This is a genomic window from Clostridium sp., assembly GCF_050717635.1.
In the GTDB taxonomy this organism is placed as follows: domain Bacteria; phylum Bacillota; class Clostridia; order Clostridiales; family Clostridiaceae; genus Clostridium_AD.
In genome coordinates, this window is sequence record NZ_JBOITO010000026.1 from 36,819 (window position 1) to 56,885 (window position 20,067).

A 20,067-nucleotide genomic window follows, 5' to 3' on the forward strand; every position below is an offset into this window, starting at 1 on the left:
ATTATAACATTCTATCTAAAATTAACAAAAAAATTTTATTGAGTATACTTTACATTCCCTATATATTGTAATATGATTAACATGCAATATTATATTAAAAGAGGTGTCTCATGGAAATACAACCTGTAAAACGCAATAGGTCTAGGATGAAAACACGACTAAAAAAACGCAATAAAATTATAACGGTTATTATAATTTTCCTTGCTCTATATTTTGGTATGTCAATATATTTTAACACTCATTTTTATTTTGGTTCTACAATTAATAACATTAATGCTTTTGGCAAAACCGTAGAGCAATTAGATAGTGCACTAGCATTAAAATGCGATGCATACACTCTAGAACTTATAGAGCGAAATGGTGTGACTGAGCAAATTAAGTCTGCTGATATTGGGCTTAAGTATAATGGAAAGGAAAAAATTCAAGATTTAAAAGACAAACAACAATCTTTTAGGTGGATTAAAGCAATCTTTAACACAAAAGCTTCGAAAATAGATGGCATTGTAACCTATGATGAAAAATTATTGAAAGAACGTTTTGATAAGCTGTCTTGTTTTGATAGCAAAAAAATAATTGAACCTAAAAATGCTAACTTTAAATATTTAGATAAGGTCTATGTGATTGTAAATGAAGTTATGGGAACTAAAGTAAGTACGAAGCCTTTGTATGTAAATGTAGTAAATGCAATTCAAAGCGGGAATACAACAATAAATTTGGATAAGAAAAATTATTATATAAATCCAAAATATACTTCAAGTTCCAAAGAAGTTATAGACACTAAGCTTTTACTCAATAAATATATAGCTTCAAAAATCACTTATACCTTTACTGGAGGAAAAGAAATTTTAGATGGTTCTATAATTTATGATTGGATAGCAGTTAATGAAAACCTTGAAGTTTCATTTGATGAAACTAAAATGAAAAATTATTTAGCTAAAGTGAACGATAATTATGACACATATGGCAAGCAAAGAGAATTTGCTACATCATACGGAACAACGATAAAAACTAGTGGCGGCGATTACGGTTGGTTAGTTAATCGTAAAGGAGAAGTTGCTGATTTAATTATGACTATAAAAAAGGGACAAACCATTGCCAAAGAACCACTTTATCTCCAAACCGCCATAACTCATGAAATTAATGATATTGGAGATACCTATGTGGAAATTAATTTAACTAAGCAGCATATGTGGTTTTATAAGAAAGGTAAGCTTATAGTAGACGGAGATGTTGTTACAGGTAATGTAAGCAGAAAATTTCAAACACCGGTAGGTGTTTATAGCATATTATATAAAGAAAGAAATGCCACATTAAAGGGAGAGGGTTACAGTACTCCTGTGGCTGTATTTATGCCATTCATTGGTGGAATTGGCATACATGACGCAACTTGGAAAAGTGAATTTGGCGGAAACATATATTTAACAAGGGGTTCTCATGGTTGCATAAATTCCCCACCTACTTTAGCGCAAAAAATATTTGATAATATTGAAGCAGGTACTCCTGTTGTTTGTTATTAGACTTGCCAGGTGGGTGGCCCCACTTTCATTGGTGTTGCACCAAATCTAAACATATATCATAAGATAATTTTAGAATAATATAAAAGGAATAACAATATGTACAATGTTTATGAACCATATCCTTATTACATTAACACACCAATGTATACCTATAATGATGAAACGGGGCTAAGTTCAGGATTTGATTTTTCGCGATCTGCAAATGATGATAGTTTAATTCGGTTACAGGACTATGGTCCAGAACCGTTTGTAATTAATATTTCAGAGGCTACCAAACAAAATAATACTTATCGCAGCGTTTTATGGACAGGAAGCCATTTCCAGCTTACCTTGATGAGCATCAAAGTTGGGGAAGACATAGGTTTAGAAATTCATCCAAACCTTGATCAATTTATACGTGTTGAAGAAGGTGAAGGACTTGTTAAAATGGGTGATAGTAAATATAACCTAGATTTCCAAAGAAATGTTTATGATGATTTTGCTTTCATCATACCTGCTGGTAAATGGCATAATCTAATTAATATAGGTGATACCCCATTAAAATTATACTCTATTTATGCACCCCCTCAGCATCCACGCGGTACAATTCATATAACTAAAGCAGATGCAGAAGCTGCTGAAAAGTACCGCAACAACTACTATCAAAATGAACAAAGTGATCCTAGGCAAACCAAAGAATTTACCATAATTGAACTTGCTCAGTATGATGGTTCTATGGGAAAACCTGCTTATGTAGCAGTTAATGGAATTGTATATGATGTAAGTGACAATTCAAAATGGAGCGGAGGTAAACACTTTGGCTTAACTGCTGGAAAAGATTTAAGCTCACAGTTTGAAAGTTGCCATGGAGCATCAAACATACTATCTAAGCTCCCTAAGGTTGGTGTGCTGAAAGGGTAAGTAAAATAAATCTATAAAATAAAATGAGATAGCTTATAAGCTATCTCATTTTATTTTTAAAAAAACTCCCTCAAACTCTCGTCTGAGGAAACATAAAACACATTTTAATTTTCAACATGCCACTTGCCACGTGGGTGGCACCGCTCTATCCTCGCAACGCACTCAACATGTGCCGTTTGTGGGAACATATCAACTGGCTGAATTTCCAAGGTCCTATATCCCAGTTCGTCTAAAATCCCCAAATCCCTGGCTAAAGTTCCTGGATCACAAGACACATAAACTATAGTTTTAGGTCCCATACTACTTATGGCTTCTAGAAGAATTTTATCACAACCCTTTCTTGGTGGATCAACAACCACAACATCAGCTTGTACTCCATCATTAATAAGCTTTGGAATAATCTTTTCTGCCGCTCCAACTATAAATTCTGTATTATGTATATTATTTTCACTTGCATTTATTTTAGCATTTTCAATAGCTTCTGGTACTATTTCTACGCCTAATACCTTTTTAGCCGCCTTAGATAAAAACAGTGATATAGTACCTGTACCACAATAAGCATCAAGCACCACTTCTCCACCGCTTAAATTTGCATACTCTAGAGCTTTACTGTAGAGTATTTCAGTTTGAATTGAATTAACTTGAAAAAACGATAGTGGCGATACTTGAAATTTGAATTCTCCTATATAATCAGTTATAGTATCTTTTCCCCACAATGTAACGCAGCGTGACCCTAATATTACATTTGTTTTTTCACTGTTTATATTTTGTACTATACTAACAAGCCCTTGAATCTTTTTAGTCATTATAGCTATAAATTCTGCGCTATGTGGAAGCTCCTTACCACTTGTAACCACTACCACCATTATTTCTCCTGTTTTAGATCCTTTTCTAATCATAATATGGCGAAGTGACCCTGTATGGTTTTCCTCATTATAACTTTGTATATTAAATTCACTCATCCACTCTTTTGTAAGTTTTACCACAACATCTGCTACTTTATCTTGAATATGGCAAGTTTCCATATTTACTATGTCATGACTCCTCTGGGCATAAAATCCAATACGCACCTCTCCATTTTTATTAGATACCGGTAATTGAACCTTATTTCTATAATTATAGGGATTCTCCATTCCAAGAGTAGGGTGTATTATAACCTCTTGTAATTTTCCTATTCTATTAATGACCTCTTTTACTCTGTTAGTTTTAAAATCCAATTGCGCATTATAATCTATATGCTGTATATTACAGCCTCCACAGCTTTTATATATACTACAAATGGGCTCGACTCTGCTAGGTGATGATTCAATTACCTCTAATAATTTACCAAAGGCAAAATTTTTAGAAATTTTAACAATTTTTATTTTCACCTTTTCTCCTAGGATTGCACCGGCTACAAAAACAGTAAAATTGTCTATCTTACCTACCCCTTCGCCCTGGTATCCCATGTTATCTATACTTATTATATAATCTACGTTTTTCTCGACTGGGATAACATAATTATCAAATTTTCTCTTACTTTTCATATTTCCTCTCCTCCAACTTTTACTTATAACTATTAATCTACATTATAAACTACCACAGATAAATCAGTGGTAGTGAATAAAGCCTTTACTCCCACCCTTGAAAAAGTGAGATTAAAGGCTTTTCTTGTAAATATAATATTAAAATAACTTATTTACACAATTTTTTAAAAGTATCACAACGTGTTTTTACATTATCTAATTCCCTTACCTCTTCAATTAAAACATTTTTCGCTTTACATATTTCTTCCACATTATGAATACAATTTATAGCTTCACATCTAACCCTTGGATTCATTACTATGGATTCATTATTAAATACTTGTTTAAATTCACCCACTACATTATTATTCAGTACATTATCTAATGCATTCTTTAATCCCTTATGCGAAAAGGTTTTACACCTTGTTGACTCGCTACTATTAGCAGTTAATCCTAAAACATGAATAGTAATCGCAGAGCATATCCCAGATATGTTGTTAACGCAATCTGTTGCATTACAGCTTAGTGTACCCTTCATGGTTATACCTCCCATTATTTATTATATTATTTTATAGCTTACAATTTATTATACTATAAGATAAATATAATAAACAGGAAAATACTTTACCTACTCTTTAAATGTCTCACATTCTGTTCTTCCACTAGTAATAGCACCGATTCCACTGATCATAACATTATCAGCAGCACACAAATTACTTTCATTATGCATACAACTTGTGGCATTACACCTTATACTTGGACTCATCATTATAGATTCACTATTAAATACTTGTTGAAATTCGCCAACTATATTGTTATTCAGTACATTAGCTAATGCATTCTTTATCCCCTTTTCAGCAAAAGTTTCACACTGCGTTTTCTCGCTACTATGAGCATTTGACCCAAAAACATTGATAGTACTCGCTGAGCAAATTCCAGACATATTATTAACACAATTTGTTGCAGTACAACTTAAAGTTCCACTCATGTACATCACTCCTTACATTTATTTTAATTATAGTTTGTAAGTTTAGCTTTTTTTATACTAAGAATATAACAATTAAGGTAACAGCTGCACAATAATTTTAAAAACAAAAAAAAATAGCACCATATAGGTGCTACAAAATAAATCAGTTGCCAAATTGTTTTACTTGTATTTATAATTATAACCATAAATGTCTTAATTATACATAGCTCAAACAATCGCTTTATTTAGTGTTAGCTCTACCACTATACACAATTCCTCTAGATGTATTCATTGTTATAAAGGAACCAGTTTTAATAATATCAAATGCTCCCTTTGCATTATATATTATTGGAATTTCTTTTGTTGTGCATATGATAAGAACATTCGCACTAGGTTCTCCTTCTTCCACAATAATTCCCGAAACCCTATCTATTATATCCAGATAATCATTGGTTAATTTTTTCACTACTAGAATGTCGCCATCGCTTAGAGTGTCATTAGCTTCTTTTATATTTTTTGCATAATGAGCTGTTCCATAAGCTGCTTTACTTATATTACCTTTACCTTGAAGTAATATATTACCAACAATATGAACCTTCATCATATTTGTGCTACCCACAAAATTTACTGGAATTCCAGCAGCAATAACTACTAAATCTCCTTTTTCTACTATCCCTGACTGCAATGCAATTTTAACAGATTTATCTATAAGCTCATCTGTAGAGTTAGATTTTTCTGCACATATTGGAATTACACCCCAGTTTAATGCCAGACTTCTAGCAACTTTTTCATAAGGAGTAACTGCTATAACAGGGCATTCCGGTCTATAAGTAGAAACTTTTCTAGCCGTATTACCACTTTGAGTTGCCGTAATAATAGCAGAAGCATTTAGCTCCATAGCTGTACTGCAAGTAGCTAAACTAATAGCATTTGGTACGTTAGGAACATGTTGTTTTCTTTTTTTCTTTAAATTTTGCGCATAATCAAGAGCATCTTCAGCACTTTGTGCTATTTTAGACATTATCATTACTGTCTCTATTGGATATTTACCACTAGCAGTTTCACCACTAAGCATTATGGCATCTGTACCATCAAATATAGCATTTGCAACGTCCGAAGACTCTGCTCTTGTTGGCCTTGGATTTCTCATCATAGAATCTAACATTTGAGTAGCTGTTATAACTGCCTTTCCAGCAACGTTACATTTTTCAATAATCATCTTTTGTACAATAGGTACTTCTTCAGTAGGAATTTCAACTCCTAGGTCTCCTCTTGCAACCATAATACCATCAGAGAATTTAATAATATCATCGATATTATTAACCCCTTCTCTATTCTCAATTTTAGAAATTATTTGTATATCTTCTCCGCCATTTTCATTAAGTACACGTCTTATATGGAGTACATCAGCAGCTTTTCTTACAAAAGATGCAGCAACAATATCAACTTCTTCCAAAGCTCCAAATTTTAAATCTTCAATATCTTGATCTGTAAGCGCAGGCAAGTTTATTGAAACTCCAGGCACATTAACACCCTTATGATTACCTACCATACCAGTATTTGAAACCTTACAACTAATTCTTTTTCCTTTTATTTCTTCAACTACAAGTCCAACTAATCCGTCATCTATTAAAATAGTATCATTGACTTTAACATCTTTATATAAATCATCATATGTAACTGAGCAAATAGTTTCATCTCCAACAACTTCCTCACCACAAACAACTGTAAATTTTGCGCCTTCTTTTAATTCAACTTTACCAGCAGCAAAATTTCCCGTTCTTATTTCTGGGCCTTTAGTGTCTAGTATTATAGCAATATGCTTGTTTAATTCTGCTCTCAGTTCTTTCACTAAATCCATTCTTACCTTATGCTCTGCATGATCTCCATGAGAAAAATTATGCCTTGAAGCATCCATTCCAGCATCAATTAAACTCTTTATAATTTCCCTATTATCACTAGCCGGTCCTACTGTACATATAATTTTTGTTTTCTTCATAAATTACTCTCCTTAATAAAAAATTTTTTTATTCATCATTTGATAAGTTATTTTAAAATTGCCTTAGTATTTGATTTAATAAGAAAGAATCTTTGATATTTTATAAAGTTCCTCATCAAATACTCTTGGCATGTCTAGTGCGGTATTAATGTCTTCATCAATTATTTTACCATCTCTCATACCAATTACTCTTCCTGATTTACCTTCTATAAGTACTTCTACTGCTGCTACTCCCATTTTTGAAGCTAGCATTCTATCAAAGGCACTTGGACTTCCGCCTCTTTGAATATGTCCGAGTATTGTGGCTCTTGATTCAATTCCTGTTATTTCTTCAACTTGCACTGCAAGCTCATTTGCTCCACCCACACCTTCAGCAAGTATTATTAGATTATGCATTTTCCCTCTTAACTTACCTTCAAATATAGTTTTGCATAAACTATCGATTTCATACCCTATTTCCGGAATTATTACACTTTCAGCTCCGCCACCAATTCCAGCATGTAAGGCTATATCTCCACAATTTCTTCCCATTACTTCAACTACACTAATTCTTTCATGAGAACTTGAAGTATCTCTAATCTTATTTATAGCATCAAGTACTGTATTTAAGGCTGTATCAAAACCTATAGCATATTCAGTATAAGCTAAATCATTATCTATTGTTCCTGGTATTCCAACAGTTGCAATACCCATTTCTGATAGGAGCTGTGCACCTGTGAAAGATCCATCTCCTCCAATTACTACAAGGCCGTCGATACCAAATACTCTTAGCACATTAACTGCTTTTTTTCTTCCCTCTTCAGTTTTAAATTCTTCGCAGCGAGCAGTTCTAAGGATAGTTCCACCTTTATGAATTATATCTGATACAGAGTGTCTATTCATCTCAAAAATTTCACCGTTTATAAGTCCGCTGTATCCTCTTTTTATACCCATAACTTTTATGCCTTTATAAATAGACATTCTAACTACTGCTCTAAGTGCTGCGTTCATTCCTGGCGCATCTCCACCACTTGTTAATACCGCAATTGTTTTCATAAATATTCCTCCTTTTGTTATCTTTAGCATAAAACAATTATAAATTCTTATTTTCTCATTGCTTTTTAAGGTACAAAACAATTATTACTAATTTTAATCCTTGTCCCACAGGGCTAAAATCCGTCCCACTATGGTTATAATAAGCCCCTATCATATGAAAAATACCACAGATTAAAAATACTCTTATACTCTATATTCTATACAAAATCCTCGAAACATTCAATGTTTTATGCGAATAAATAATAAGTTTTTATGGACTACCATACCATTATGGCGTTGTAAACCTTTCAATGGCTAAAAACGAGAGAAATATATTTCTCCCGTTTTTATTTGTAAAATGGAAGCCTTTATTGTATTTTTATGTTGTTTTTTCCGAATAAACTTCTTAAAACTTCCATAGTATCTAATTCTTCACTTAGCCATAGTGCTTTATCCACAGCGTACATTTTTCTTGGTTCTTTTGTACAAAGAAATACGGCAGTACTTCCTCTATAAATGGACAAGTTCTGCTTTAGCTTTTTTAGTGCATCACTCATCATAGTTTCATTTTCTATTAAGATATAAATTTTTTCACTATTAATTTTCAATAGTGGTTTAACATCTTCACATAATATCTTTGGTTGTTCCTCTTCTCTAATACTTACTCGACCTTTTATTATAACTATTTCATCCTCTTCCATTAAGGATTTATACTTTTCAAATGTCTTCGGAAAAACTATTACTTCTACACTAGCATACAAGTCTTCTAAATTAATAAAAGCCATCATATCATTGTTTTTAGTCATTTTTTTAGAAACAGATGATATTATGCCACCGATAATAACTTTATCACCATCTTGAAGTTTAAAGCTATCACTAAGTATTGTGTTACCTTCTTCAAGGCTTTCATCTACAACAATGTCAGATATTCTTGTATCCGTCTGTATATTTAGAGTCTCTTCATATTCATCTAATGGATGACCAGATAAATATATTCCTGTCATTTCTTTTTCCATAGCTAAAAGATATTTCTTTTTAAATTCTTTAATATTAGGATACTCAATTTCGAAATTATTATAATCATTTTCAAAATCTAAAAATAAATTTATTTGTCCGGTGATATTTCTCTTCCTATCATTATTTACTCCATCTAGCACTTTTTCATAAATCGCCAAAAGTTGAGACCTATGGATCTTAAAATCATCAAAAGCACCGGACTTAATAAGGCTTTCTACTGCTCTTTTATTTACGCAAGAAGTATCTATTTTATTGCAAAAGTCCATGAATCCTGTAAACTTACCTTTTTCTTCACGATTTTTCACAATACTGTCTATTACATTTACTCCTACGTTTTTCAGAGCTGTAAGGCCGAACCTTATAGTATCACCTTTTACAGTAAATCCTGCGTAACTTTCATTTATACTAGGCGGTAGTACTCCAATATTTATTTGTACTGCATATCTAGTATAAAATGCTATTTTCTCACTAGCACCCTTTACACTATTTAGCATTGCAGCTATAAATTCTGTTGGATAATAACACATAAAGTAAGCTGTTTGATAACCTACAACTGCATAAGCTGCAGCATGGGATTTATTAAAAGCATACGACGCAAAGTCCATCATTTGATCAAATATACGGTTTGCCGCCGCTTCTGTAATCCCATTTCTAAGGCATCCCTCTACTTCTATATTTCCATCGGTGTCTACAATTCCATTGATGAAATTATATCGTTCTTCTTCCATTACTTTATGTTTCTTTTTAGACATAGCACGGCGTACAAGGTCAGATCTACCCATAGAATATCCAGCAAGTTTTCTAACAATATCCATAACTTGTTCTTGATACACCATTACTCCATAAGTAACACCTAATATTTCTTCAAGCTTTGGAGTTTCATATTCCACCTTATCTGTACTATTTTTATTTCTTATATAACGTGGAATTTCAGCCATAGGACCTGGTCTATATAAACTTATTCCCGCAATGATATCTTCTAAATTATCAGGTTTAAGTTCCTTCATAAAGCTAGTCATCCCTGCCGATTCAAGTTGGAATATCCCTACAGTTTTACCTTCGCCAATCATCTTATAGACATTGTGATCCTCTATATCTAAATTATCTAAGTCTATAGCCACTTTCCTATTATCTTTTATAAAATCCACACAATCTCTCATAACTGTAAGTGTCCTAAGGCCTAGAAAATCCATTTTTAAAAGACCAAGTTCCTCTAAGGTTCCCATAGGAAATTGTGTTACTATCATCTCATCATTTTTCTGAAGAGGAACATACGTTACTAATGGCTGCGAGGCAATAACCACTCCTGCTGCATGAGTAGAACTATGTCTTGGAAGTCCCTCTAGTGCTTTTGCTATATCTATAAGTGCTTCAACGCGTTCATCATCCTCGTATAATGCATTGAGCTCGCCGTTCATTTCAAGAGCTTTATCTATAGTTATACCAATTACACTTGGAATCATCTTAGCAATTCTATCTACCTCTGCATAAGAATAACTCATAGCCCTCCCCACATCTCTTATACAAGCCCTAGGGGCCATTGTTCCAAAGGTTATAATTTGTGATACGTTGGACTTGCCATACTTCTCCACTACATAATCAATGACTGCTTGGCGTCCTTCATAACAAAAATCTGAATCTATATCTGGCATTGAAACCCTCTCAGGATTTAGAAAGCGTTCGAAAATCAAATTATATTTAATAGGGTCTATCTTAGTTATTCCTAGAGAGTAAGCTACTATAGATCCTGCCGCAGAACCACGACCTGGCCCTGTTGGAATATCATGTTCTACTGCAAATTTCATAAAATCCCATACTATAAGAAAATAATCTACAAATCCCATTTGTCTTATTATATCAAGCTCATATTGGAGTCTCTCTACATACCCCTTTGCATCTTCATTCGATTCGGCTATTTTATTTATACTATCTATAGAAAATCCTGTTTCCTCAGCCTCACTAAATACCTTATATAGCTCTCCCATACCCTTGTAACAGTTTTCTTTTAGAAATCCATAAGGATCTACCCCTTCTGGTAACGGAAACCTTGGAAGCTTAGATACATGAAATTCGTAATCAAAATTACAAGACTCTGCAATCTTCACTGTATTCCTTAAGGCATCTTTAACATAAGCAAAGGCTTTTTCCATTTCCTCCGGAGATTTCAAATAAAATTGATCAGAAGGGTATCTCATTCTATTTTCTTCATCAACAGTTTTTGCTGTTTGAATGCAAAGAAGCACATCATGTGCCTTAGCATCCTCTTGATTAATGTAGTGAGTATCATTAGTACAAATTAGAGGGATTCCAGTTTCCTCGGACATTTTAATTAAAAGCTCATTTACCTTAAGTTGATCCTGCATACCATGATATTGCAGTTCTAAGTAAAAACCATCTTTGAATATTTCTCTATACAAGAGTGCTATTTCCTTAGCTTTTTCATAATTATCATGAAGAAGATAACTCTGCACCTCGCCACCAAGACAAGCACTACTAGCGATTATCCCTTCACTATGTTTCATCAAAAATTCATGATCAACCCTTGGTTTATAATAAAAGCCTTCAATGGAAGCCGCTGATACTATCCTCATCAAATTTTCGTACCCCACTTCATTCTTGACTAGGAGCACTAAATGATGAGTTTGATTTTCTCTATCTGCTTGCTTTATTTTCATGGATTTAGCTGCTATGTATATTTCACAACCAATAATAGGTTTAATGCCTTGCGCCTTTGCCTGTTTATAAAATTCAACGCATCCGTACATCACTCCATGATCTGTTATAGCAATACTCTTCATGCCTAGTTCTACGGTTTTAGAAATAAGATCTTTGATTTTTCCTGAGCCATCTAGAAGACTGTACTCTGTATGCACATGAAGATGTACAAAACTCCCTAAATCCTCACTCTCTAATTCTTGTTGCATATTTTTCACTTCTCCTCAAACCATAAATTTACATATTATTTTTTATAAATTTTTGCTGAAATCATTGCCTTTGCTACAGGTTCCTTATTTTTATTATACATACTAATTTCCACTTTAGAAAAGCTTCTTCCCTTATCAAGAATTTCTGTATATATATCTATATCGCTACCAATTTGTACAGGCTTTAAAAAATATGTAGATATACTATCCACTGAAATATTAATATTATTATTTTGTCTGAGTGCCATTATCCCCATAGTTGATAACAACATGTTTAGCGAGCTCCAAGAGGCTGTTCCAATAGGGTCTAACATTTGAGGAATAACCTGACCATAAAAATGTAGCCTCTCTCCCTCTTTCTCGCAACTAAAACTGTTTAGAATAAGATCTTCTATAGTTTCGGCAACTTGAGGTTGCCTCATCGCAAACTCCATCGCTCTTATAACATGTTCTATAGTTAGAATCCCCACTACCTTCTTCTTTTGGACCACAGGACAAATTTTAATTCCATCCCACCCCATAATATGAGCGGCATAAGCTACAGTGGTTTTAGGAGTAACGCTTATAGGGTACTTATTCATTATTTTAACAATTAACTCATTATCATCGTTGTGTCCTTGCAAATCTTTTAAAGTAACTATTCCAATGAGCTTCATGTTCTCATCTAACACCGGATATCTCTCATGATTAGTTTCTGTAATTATTTGTCTTAGCTTAGCCACAGTATCGGTCCCCATGAGACACGTAACATCAACATCCATAACATCTTCCACTAAAATAATTTCCTTTTTAATCATACTTTCATAAATAGCTTTACTTATCATGCTTGCTACTGTAAATGTGTCATATGTTGAAGATAATACTGGTATACCTTTTTCATTTGCTAATCTCTTAATTTTTGCACTACAATCAAATCCTCCAGTAATAAGTACTGCAGATTCATTTTGTAGGGCAAGTCGTTGTACCTCTTCACGGTTTCCAACAATAAGTAAGTAACCTGGTCCTATATATTTACTTATGTTTTCTACATTCATAGCACCTATTATAAATTTATTTAAGCTTTTGTTTATCCCTACATTTCCACCTAAAATTGTTGCGCCAAGAATGTTAGTCACTTGCGCATAAGTTAAGCTTTTAATATTTTTCTTATCTACCTTATCCACTCTTATTGTTCCAACTCTAGGTATAGTGCTTACAATCCCCATGTTTTCAGCTTCTTTTATAGCTCTATATACTGTACCATCGCTAAGACCAAGTTCACTACTTACACGCCTTACTGATATTTTTGTTCCAACTTTTAGAGACTGGATATAACTAATAATCTCTTCACACTTTGACATAAGATTTAGTACCTTCCTTCGCTTCTTAATTCTTCAGCAATCTTTTCTATCCTTCGGAGTCTATGATTAACTCCAGATTTCCCTACTGGTGGCTCAAGTATTGCACCAAGTTCTTTTAATGATTCATCTGGGTACTCCATCCTCAGTTCTGCAATTTCCCTTAAATTTTTAGGAAGTCTCTTAAATCCTAATTCCCTTTGTATTAATTTAATACTTTCTACTTGTCTTACTGATGCATTTACCGTTTTACTAAGATTTGCAGTTTCACAGTTTACAATCCTATTTACATTGTTTCTCATTTCCTTCATTATTCTTACATTCTCCAGGAATAATAATGAAGTATGTGCCCCAATTATATTAAGCAGGTCAACAATCTGCTCACCCTCTTTAATGTAAATCACATAACTACTTTTTCTTTGAATTATTTTTGCAAATAATCCATAACTATTAATAAGCGTACACAGTTCCAGTGCATAATCACTGTCATGCGTAACAAATTCCACATGATAATTTTTCTCTGGATTACTAATACTTCCGCCGCCTAAAAAAGCCCCTCTTATATACTTACGCTTACATTCTTCAGCATCAATCAGCCTGTCTGGTATAGTATAATCTATGGAAAAGAAATTACCATCCTCTAGTACTGCCACTTCCTTTAAAAGCTCTTTAACTCCCATTTCTTCTGTAATTATAACCACATAAACATTGTTTTTCTTAAGAGAATTACTTCTCTTAACCAAGAGTCTTGGATGAATAAAAAAATGTTCCTTTAATAATTTAAAAATCAGTCGTGCTATTGCTGGATTTTCAGTAGTTATTTGGAAATTAATTTGCTTATTTGACCCAAGTCCAATGGTTCCACTAACCTTCATTATTGCAGCCAGTTCAGCCATGGCTTCTTTCTTACTCATTTCTGTAAATCTGCAAATTTCATTTTTAACCTTAGACGAAAATGACATTATTCTACTCCTTATTATCTTTATTTTCCTTAAACCGTCGAGATAAATAAAAGTAATCTATTATTTTCTTTTTATCATAGAATAACTTTTTCTCCATAATTGTTTCCACTAAAACAGCTGCAAGTTTTTCTTCATCATGTCTTACATGCCCTTTTATAACCTTAATGAAATCACTCTTAATTACCTTTATACCAAGCTTTGAAATTTCTTTTTCGTTTATATTAACCATAATAGAATTATCTTCTAGGTATAAATTTTCTAAATCAATACTTATTTTTCCTGTATTTACTAAAACGCAATCAATAGCTTTAAAGTGTGCATGCTTATTAATGGCCTTTATATGGTCTTTAACACCATAATTATCACTTTCGCCTGGTTGAGTCATTATATTTGAAATATAAATTCTTAAGGCTTTTGTTTTGTGTAATGCATCTCTTATTTCCTTTACTAGTAAATTCGGAATAATACTAGTATATAAACTACCAGGTCCGAGTATCACTGCATCCGCTGTACTTATGGCTATTAATGCTTCCTTAATTGCTTTAGCATCTTTAGGTTCTATAAAGACCTCATCAATTGTACTATTGTATTCTATAACAGCTTTTGGTATATTAGATTCTCCACAGATTACTTTTCCATTTTTAAGCTTTGCCTTTAAAATCATATTATCTAGTGTGACTGGAATAACCCTTCCTGTTACAGCTAGCACCGAACTCATTTTCTGAACAGCTTCTTCGAAATTATTTGAAATTCCATCCATAGCTGCTAAAAACAAATTACCAAAACTTTGGTTTTTTAATCTTCCATCTTTAAATCTATATTGCAATAATTCCTCTAGTAGTGGCTCAGTATCTGCTAAGGCCAAAATACAATTTCTAATATCCCCTGGAGGGAGAATACCTAAATCCTCTCTTAAAACTCCTGATCCCCCACCATCATCTGCTACCGTAACTATTGCAGTTATATTACTGGTATATTTCTTTAAACCCCTTAGCATGGTTGATAAACCAGTGCCCCCTCCGATTACTACAATTTTAGGTCCTTTCATAAGAATCCTATTTTTATATACTGGATCTTGAAACTTTGTAGGATCAATAGTTACATCTAGATTGCCTGCATTTATTAACATTATAATATGCTTAATAACTTTTACTAAAGCTACATATATCATTAAAGAACCAAGACCTATTAATAGTATGGAAAACCCTATTTGCCTTGGATAAAAATATTCTTTATTTATAAACTCAATAATTCCAAAAATCGTGAAAGTAAGTCCGAAAATCCCTAAAACAATCCACCTTTTTATGTTAACTGAAATCCTCAAAAACCCACCAAACATCATAATTTATCTTTACCTCTATTTACATCTTCATATATATCTCTGTGATCTATATTAACCTTATATCCACTATGCTCTAATATTGCATAAATTTTATTAGCTATAGCTACAGATCTATGTCTCCCACCTGTGCATCCTATAGAAACTATAAGTTGCCTTTTTCCTTCTTTTTTATAATTAGGAATAAGATATATTAACATATCTTGAAGCTTATCTATAAATGTTTTAGTCCCTTCAAAATCTAACACATAATCTCTAACAGGTTTATCATTACCTGAATACTGCTTAAGTTCAGGAATATAATATGGATTAGGCAAAAACCTAACATCAAATACTAAATCTGAATCCACAGGTATTCCATATTTAAATCCAAAAGAAAGCACAGTTATTATAATATTAGTCTCTATTTGACCTTCCTCACCGTAAAGATTATTTATTTTTTCTGTTAGCTGCCTTGCCGAAAGTTTAGTAGTATCAATTATATGGTCAGCCCGTTCACGTACATCCTTAAGTTTTTTTCTTTCAGAAGCAATACCATTTAAAACTCTTCCCTCTGGTGCTAGTGGATGTTTTCTTCTTGTCTCTTTATATCTTTTAATTAGCGCCTCATCTGAAGCCTCTAAAAATAAAATCTCATATTTATATCCTTCATTTTTTAGAAAAGTTAAGCTTTCAAATAAATCATCAAAGAATTTTCCGCCTCTAATATCTATAACCAGTGCTATTTTATCTATATTTCCATTAGTTTGATAACACGCCTCTGCAAATTTAGGAATTACTGTAGGTGGTAAATTGTCCACACAAAAGAATCCTAAATCCTCGAGATTTCGAATAGTTTGTGTTTTACCGGCACCTGATAATCCTGTCAATATAAGAAATCTCATTAAAAACCCTCCTTAATTACATTCTTTAATTATAACACAACTGCGAATAATTAGGCACAAAAAAATGCACAGAAGCTTAACTTGCTGTGCACCATAAATCTTATTTTTATTATTAATCTTCTCCCCAAATCTTTACTTCAGTGTAAAGTTTCACGCCAAATTTTTCTTCAACTTGATTTTGAACAATAACAATCAAATCCAGAATGTCCTTTGCACTTGAATCTTTTCTGTTGATAATAAACCCAGAATGTTTTTCAGATACCTGAGCATCGCCAACGCAAGTACCCTTTAACCCACATTCTTGTATAAGTAGACTTGCATAATGCCCCTCCGGTCTTTTGAATGTACTACCTGCTGATGCATATTCTAGTGGTTGTTTATCACTTCTTATTTTTGCAAGATGATCCATCCTTGCTTTTATAACTTCTTTGTCTCCATATTGAAGGCACAGAGTAACACCCACTACTGTATGACCATGTTTTAGAACTGCACTGCTTCTATATTCAAGCTCCATTTCGTCTTTAGCTAAAGTTAATAGTTTACCATCATTATCGATAGCTACCACACTTTCCATTACCATAGACATTTCACCATCATAAGCTCCAGCATTCATAGCTGCCGCACCACCAATGCTCCCTGGAATTCCGCTTGCAAACTCCATGCCTTTAAGCCCTTCGCCTAAAGCACTCTGCGCCACATCGTAAAGCGTTGCCCCACTTTCTGCAATTATTATGTTCCCTTGTACCTGAATTTTATTAAGCTTGGATAGTTTTATAACTACTCCTCTAATTCCACCGTCTTTTACAAGCAAATTAGATCCATTACCTATTAAATAATATTTAACTTTATATTCTTTACAAATCTTTATTACAGCTGAAACTTGATTAATGTCTTCTGGTGTTACTAAAATATCAGCTGGTCCACCTACTTTAAAATAAGTATGAGTTTTCATTGGTTCATCTAGCTTTATGTTTGCTCTGTCTATTACTTCCTCTAATTTTTTAATTAATTTTGCGTATAGCTTCATAATCTACTCCTTGAAAACATTAATATTTTTTTAAGTAATCTTATATTTTACGATATAAAATTATAGCTCCTTTATTTTACCCTTTTCTTTAAGATAATTCAACAGTTTAATTTCATCGCTATTCATTATTAATTTCTCAGGCATATTAATTTCTTCTAAAAGTTTATTCACAAGGTCAAATCCCCCTATGTCAAAGCAAGTATGAGCGTCACTACCAATAATTATCTTAACTCCATATTCCTTGCAAAGCAAAGCAATTTTCTTACAATTAACCTCGCTCCCCGCTCTCGATCCTTTAAGAGAACTATTGTTTAGCTCGATTATAATATCTTTTTCCAGCGCTTTTTTTACCATAGCCTCCTGATCGATTGGGAAAACCGGATTTCCACTATGTCCCATAATATGAACATTGGGATTATCCATGGCCCCTAAAATTGCGCTAGTATTCTCCTGTACGGTTCCAGGTTTTACACATACATCATGTAAACTTGCAATTATAAAATCTAACTTTTCCCCAATATAATCCGGAATATCAAGCTTTCCCTCATAGTCCATTATATTAGCTTCGCAACCTCGTAGTATTAGAACTCCATCTATTACTCTAGGTATCACTCTTATATTACCAAAATAAAACATATGTGGTCCCCCTGGCATATTAGGACCATGCTCAGATGTTCCGAGTATTTTTATTCCCTTCACTTTCGCCTCTCTAACATTCTCAAGTAAAGTAGTATATGCATGACCACTTACTATAGTATGTGTATGTACATCCACTACATATTTCATATGCGTACCTTCTTTCGTTATTTACTGTTTTTAAAATATTCTAAAACACACTGCGCCGCCTTAATATCCATTGAAGGCGTCATCATGAGCTCCGTGCTACTTGCACACTTTATATTATCAATGCTACCAAACTTCTTTAAAAGCTCTCGTCTTCTCTTTTCCCCTATATTTGGTATATTATCCAATATAGAATATAGCGTTCTTTTATCTCTCAGTGTTCTGTGGTAAGTAATGGCAAATCTATGCACCTCATCCTGTATCCTAGTAATTAAATGCATACTTTGAGAATTGCTTTTCATAATCAGCTCTATATTATTATATATTAAACCTCTGGTTTTGTGCTTATCATCCTTTACCATCCCACAAACAGGTATATTAATATTGAGACTATTTAAAACTTCTAATGCCACATTAACTTGTCCTTTGCCGCCATCCATAAGAATCAAATCGGGAAATACACAAAATTTACCCTTACTTAATTCTAAATGTCTCTCTTTTATCTTTTCTACTTCCTGGAGACCACGAATAAATCTTCGCTCTAAGATTTCTCTCATACTATCATAATCATTAGCTCCTATAACAGACTTTATTTTAAACCTTCTATAATCACTATTTTTAGGTTTCCCATTTTCAAAAACTACCATACTCCCTACAGAATCCACTCCCATAATATTCGAAATGTCGTAGGATTCAATTCTCTCTGGTATTTCATCCAGATTTAATAACACTGTAAGCTCCTGCAATGCTATTTTATGAATTTCCTTGTCGTGCATATCCTTTAGCTTAAATCCTTCTAGTGTTATCTTAGCATTATTTTGTACCATGTCTAACGTTTTTTTCTTTTCTCCCTTTTGAGGAACTTTAATAGTAACCTTCATTTCTTTTTTGTCACTAAGCCACTGCTGCAAAATTTCTCCCTCATTTATAAAAGGCACATATATTGTTTTAGGAATAAAGGCTGTACCCCCATAAAATCTCTTTATAAAGCTCTCTATAAGTTCACTACCTACCTCATCCGCTGAATCATCTAAAATAAAATGTTCCCTTCCTGTTATCTTACCGTCCCGAAGGAAAAACACCTGCAGGCAAACATCTTTTTCATGAACATATATATTAATAAAATCTTCATTTTCACAATTTCCTATTATAATCTTTTGCTTATCATTTATTTTATCTATAGCCATTATTTTATCCCGAAATAGTACCGCGCTTTCAAATTCCAAGCGGTCCGATGCAATTTCCATTTCTTGCTTTAGACCATCTCTTATATTTTTGTCTTTACCTGTAAGTAAATCCACTGTATTTTTTATTATTTTTCCATAATCTTCTTTACTTATAAACCCAGCACAAGGGGCTTTACATAATCCAATATGATAATTTAAACAAGGTCTAGTATTGGGCAGTTCCTCTTTTATAGTTCTCTTGCAGGTTCTAAGAGGAAATACTTTTTTTATAAGCTGCATAACACTATATACTGCTGCCGAATCCGTGTATGGACCAAAATATTTACATCCATCACTTGCAATGTTTCTAGTTACAAAAACTCTTGGGAATTCCTCATTTATAGTTATCTTTATAAAAGGATAGTGCTTATCGTCCTTTAACAAAATGTTATATCTAGGACTATGTTTTTTAATAAGATTACACTCAAGGATCAGTGCCTCCATTTCTGAATCCGTTACTATATACTCAAATTCAGCTATATTTTTCACCATAGCCCTTACTTTTTCAGAATGACTCTTAGAACTTTTAAAATATTGTCTTACTCTATTTTTCAATATTTTAGCCTTACCTACATATATTATTTCACCAAGATTATTTCTCATAAGATATACCCCTGGTGCCTCTGGAAGAATCTTTAGTTGATATTCAAAATCAAACACATTCAA

At 33.0% G+C, this 20,067-nt stretch carries 15 protein-coding genes and 1 pseudogene; 3 read left to right on the plus strand and 13 right to left on the minus strand.

Features of this window, described 5'->3' with window-relative positions; translation table 11 throughout:
• Positions 1-110 precede the first annotated feature (110 nt).
• The 3 genes and pseudogenes from ACREWB_RS11820 to ACREWB_RS11830 all read left to right on the plus strand — a co-directional run bounded on the left by ACREWB_RS11820 (position 111) and on the right by ACREWB_RS11830 (position 2,417).
• Positions 111-1,517: a L,D-transpeptidase family protein gene (locus ACREWB_RS11820; protein WP_431547640.1), complete on the plus strand. Its 1,407-nt coding sequence runs from the start codon at positions 111-113 to the stop codon at positions 1,515-1,517.
• Between the two features lie 96 nt (positions 1,518-1,613).
• Positions 1,614-2,141, plus strand: a pseudogene (locus tag ACREWB_RS11825) (cupin domain-containing protein); the annotation flags it as partial.
• A gap of 63 nt (positions 2,142-2,204) precedes the next feature.
• Entirely contained in the window at positions 2,205-2,417 is a 213-nt protein-coding gene (locus ACREWB_RS11830) for a cytochrome b5 domain-containing protein (RefSeq protein WP_431547753.1), read from the plus strand.
• Between the two features lie 104 nt (positions 2,418-2,521).
• Here the strand turns inward: ACREWB_RS11830 and rlmD are convergent, their stop codons facing one another.
• From rlmD to uvrC, 13 genes are all read right to left on the minus strand, one after another.
• Positions 2,522-3,943: a 23S rRNA (uracil(1939)-C(5))-methyltransferase RlmD gene (gene rlmD / locus ACREWB_RS11835; protein ID WP_431547641.1), complete on the minus strand. Its 1,422-nt coding sequence runs from the start codon at positions 3,941-3,943 to the stop codon at positions 2,522-2,524.
• Between the two features lie 148 nt (positions 3,944-4,091).
• On the minus strand, positions 4,092-4,460 hold the full coding sequence (locus ACREWB_RS11840) for a DUF1540 domain-containing protein (protein ID WP_431547642.1): 369 nt from the start codon (positions 4,458-4,460) through the stop codon (positions 4,092-4,094).
• Positions 4,461-4,550: 90 nt separating this feature from the next.
• Positions 4,551-4,910 (minus strand): DUF1540 domain-containing protein, encoded by a 360-nt coding sequence (locus ACREWB_RS11845; RefSeq protein ID WP_431547643.1) that lies wholly within the window; start codon positions 4,908-4,910, stop codon positions 4,551-4,553.
• Between the two features lie 220 nt (positions 4,911-5,130).
• Positions 5,131-6,888: a pyruvate kinase gene (gene pyk, locus ACREWB_RS11850; protein WP_431547644.1), complete on the minus strand. Its 1,758-nt coding sequence runs from the start codon at positions 6,886-6,888 to the stop codon at positions 5,131-5,133.
• 75 nt (positions 6,889-6,963) lie between these two features.
• A complete protein-coding gene (pfkA, locus tag ACREWB_RS11855; RefSeq protein ID WP_431547645.1) occupies positions 6,964-7,923 on the minus strand; it encodes a 6-phosphofructokinase in 960 nt (319 codons plus the stop codon).
• A 347-nt stretch (positions 7,924-8,270) separates the two neighbouring features.
• Positions 8,271-11,843 carry a DNA polymerase III subunit alpha gene (locus ACREWB_RS11860; protein ID WP_431547646.1) on the minus strand — a complete coding sequence of 1,191 codons (3,573 nt, stop codon included), beginning with the start codon at positions 11,841-11,843 and terminating at the stop codon, positions 8,271-8,273.
• Positions 11,844-11,878: 35 nt separating this feature from the next.
• Positions 11,879-13,183, minus strand: a complete 1,305-nt coding sequence (locus ACREWB_RS11865) for a DRTGG domain-containing protein (protein WP_431547647.1) — start codon at positions 13,181-13,183, stop codon at positions 11,879-11,881.
• A 5-nt stretch (positions 13,184-13,188) separates the two neighbouring features.
• Positions 13,189-14,142 (minus strand): DNA-binding protein WhiA, encoded by a 954-nt coding sequence (whiA, locus tag ACREWB_RS11870; RefSeq protein ID WP_431547648.1) that lies wholly within the window; start codon positions 14,140-14,142, stop codon positions 13,189-13,191.
• Between the two features lie 4 nt (positions 14,143-14,146).
• Positions 14,147-15,484, minus strand: coding sequence for a gluconeogenesis morphogenetic factor MgfK (gene mgfK / locus ACREWB_RS11875; RefSeq protein ID WP_431547649.1), 1,338 nt, complete (start codon positions 15,482-15,484; stop codon positions 14,147-14,149).
• Positions 15,481-16,365, minus strand: coding sequence for an RNase adapter RapZ (rapZ, locus tag ACREWB_RS11880; RefSeq protein ID WP_431547650.1), 885 nt, complete (start codon positions 16,363-16,365; stop codon positions 15,481-15,483). Before rapZ ends, mgfK begins: the two co-directional genes overlap by 4 nt.
• 112 nt (positions 16,366-16,477) lie before the next feature.
• Positions 16,478-17,392, minus strand: a complete 915-nt coding sequence (gene murB / locus ACREWB_RS11885) for a UDP-N-acetylmuramate dehydrogenase (RefSeq protein ID WP_431547651.1) — start codon at positions 17,390-17,392, stop codon at positions 16,478-16,480.
• Between the two features lie 60 nt (positions 17,393-17,452).
• Complete coding sequence (locus ACREWB_RS11890; RefSeq protein ID WP_431547652.1) at positions 17,453-18,178, minus strand: phosphatase; 726 nt, start codon at positions 18,176-18,178, stop codon at positions 17,453-17,455.
• A 17-nt stretch (positions 18,179-18,195) separates the two neighbouring features.
• Positions 18,196-20,061 carry an excinuclease ABC subunit UvrC gene (gene uvrC / locus ACREWB_RS11895; protein WP_431547653.1) on the minus strand — a complete coding sequence of 622 codons (1,866 nt, stop codon included), beginning with the start codon at positions 20,059-20,061 and terminating at the stop codon, positions 18,196-18,198.
• Positions 20,062-20,067: the final 6 nt, after the last annotated feature.

Bases quoted from the DNA above. Each gene is read 5' to 3' on its own strand.
- ACREWB_RS11820 (WP_431547640.1), top strand. From the start codon at position 111: ATGGAAATACAACCTGTAAAACGCAATAGGTCTAGGATGAAAACACGA.
- rlmD (WP_431547641.1), bottom strand. From the start codon at position 3,943: ATGAAAAGTAAGAGAAAATTTGATAATTATGTTATCCCAGTCGAGAAA.
- ACREWB_RS11840 (WP_431547642.1), bottom strand. From the start codon at position 4,460: ATGAAGGGTACACTAAGCTGTAATGCAACAGATTGCGTTAACAACATA.
- ACREWB_RS11845 (WP_431547643.1), bottom strand. From the start codon at position 4,910: ATGAGTGGAACTTTAAGTTGTACTGCAACAAATTGTGTTAATAATATG.
- pyk (WP_431547644.1), bottom strand. From the start codon at position 6,888: ATGAAGAAAACAAAAATTATATGTACAGTAGGACCGGCTAGTGATAAT.
- pfkA (WP_431547645.1), bottom strand. From the start codon at position 7,923: ATGAAAACAATTGCGGTATTAACAAGTGGTGGAGATGCGCCAGGAATG.
- ACREWB_RS11860 (WP_431547646.1), bottom strand. From the start codon at position 11,843: ATGCAACAAGAATTAGAGAGTGAGGATTTAGGGAGTTTTGTACATCTT.
- ACREWB_RS11865 (WP_431547647.1), bottom strand. From the start codon at position 13,183: ATGTCAAAGTGTGAAGAGATTATTAGTTATATCCAGTCTCTAAAAGTT.
- whiA (WP_431547648.1), bottom strand. From the start codon at position 14,142: ATGTCATTTTCGTCTAAGGTTAAAAATGAAATTTGCAGATTTACAGAA.
- mgfK (WP_431547649.1), bottom strand. From the start codon at position 15,484: ATGATGTTTGGTGGGTTTTTGAGGATTTCAGTTAACATAAAAAGGTGG.
- rapZ (WP_431547650.1), bottom strand. From the start codon at position 16,365: ATGAGATTTCTTATATTGACAGGATTATCAGGTGCCGGTAAAACACAA.
- murB (WP_431547651.1), bottom strand. From the start codon at position 17,392: ATGAAGCTATACGCAAAATTAATTAAAAAATTAGAGGAAGTAATAGAC.
- ACREWB_RS11890 (WP_431547652.1), bottom strand. From the start codon at position 18,178: ATGAAATATGTAGTGGATGTACATACACATACTATAGTAAGTGGTCAT.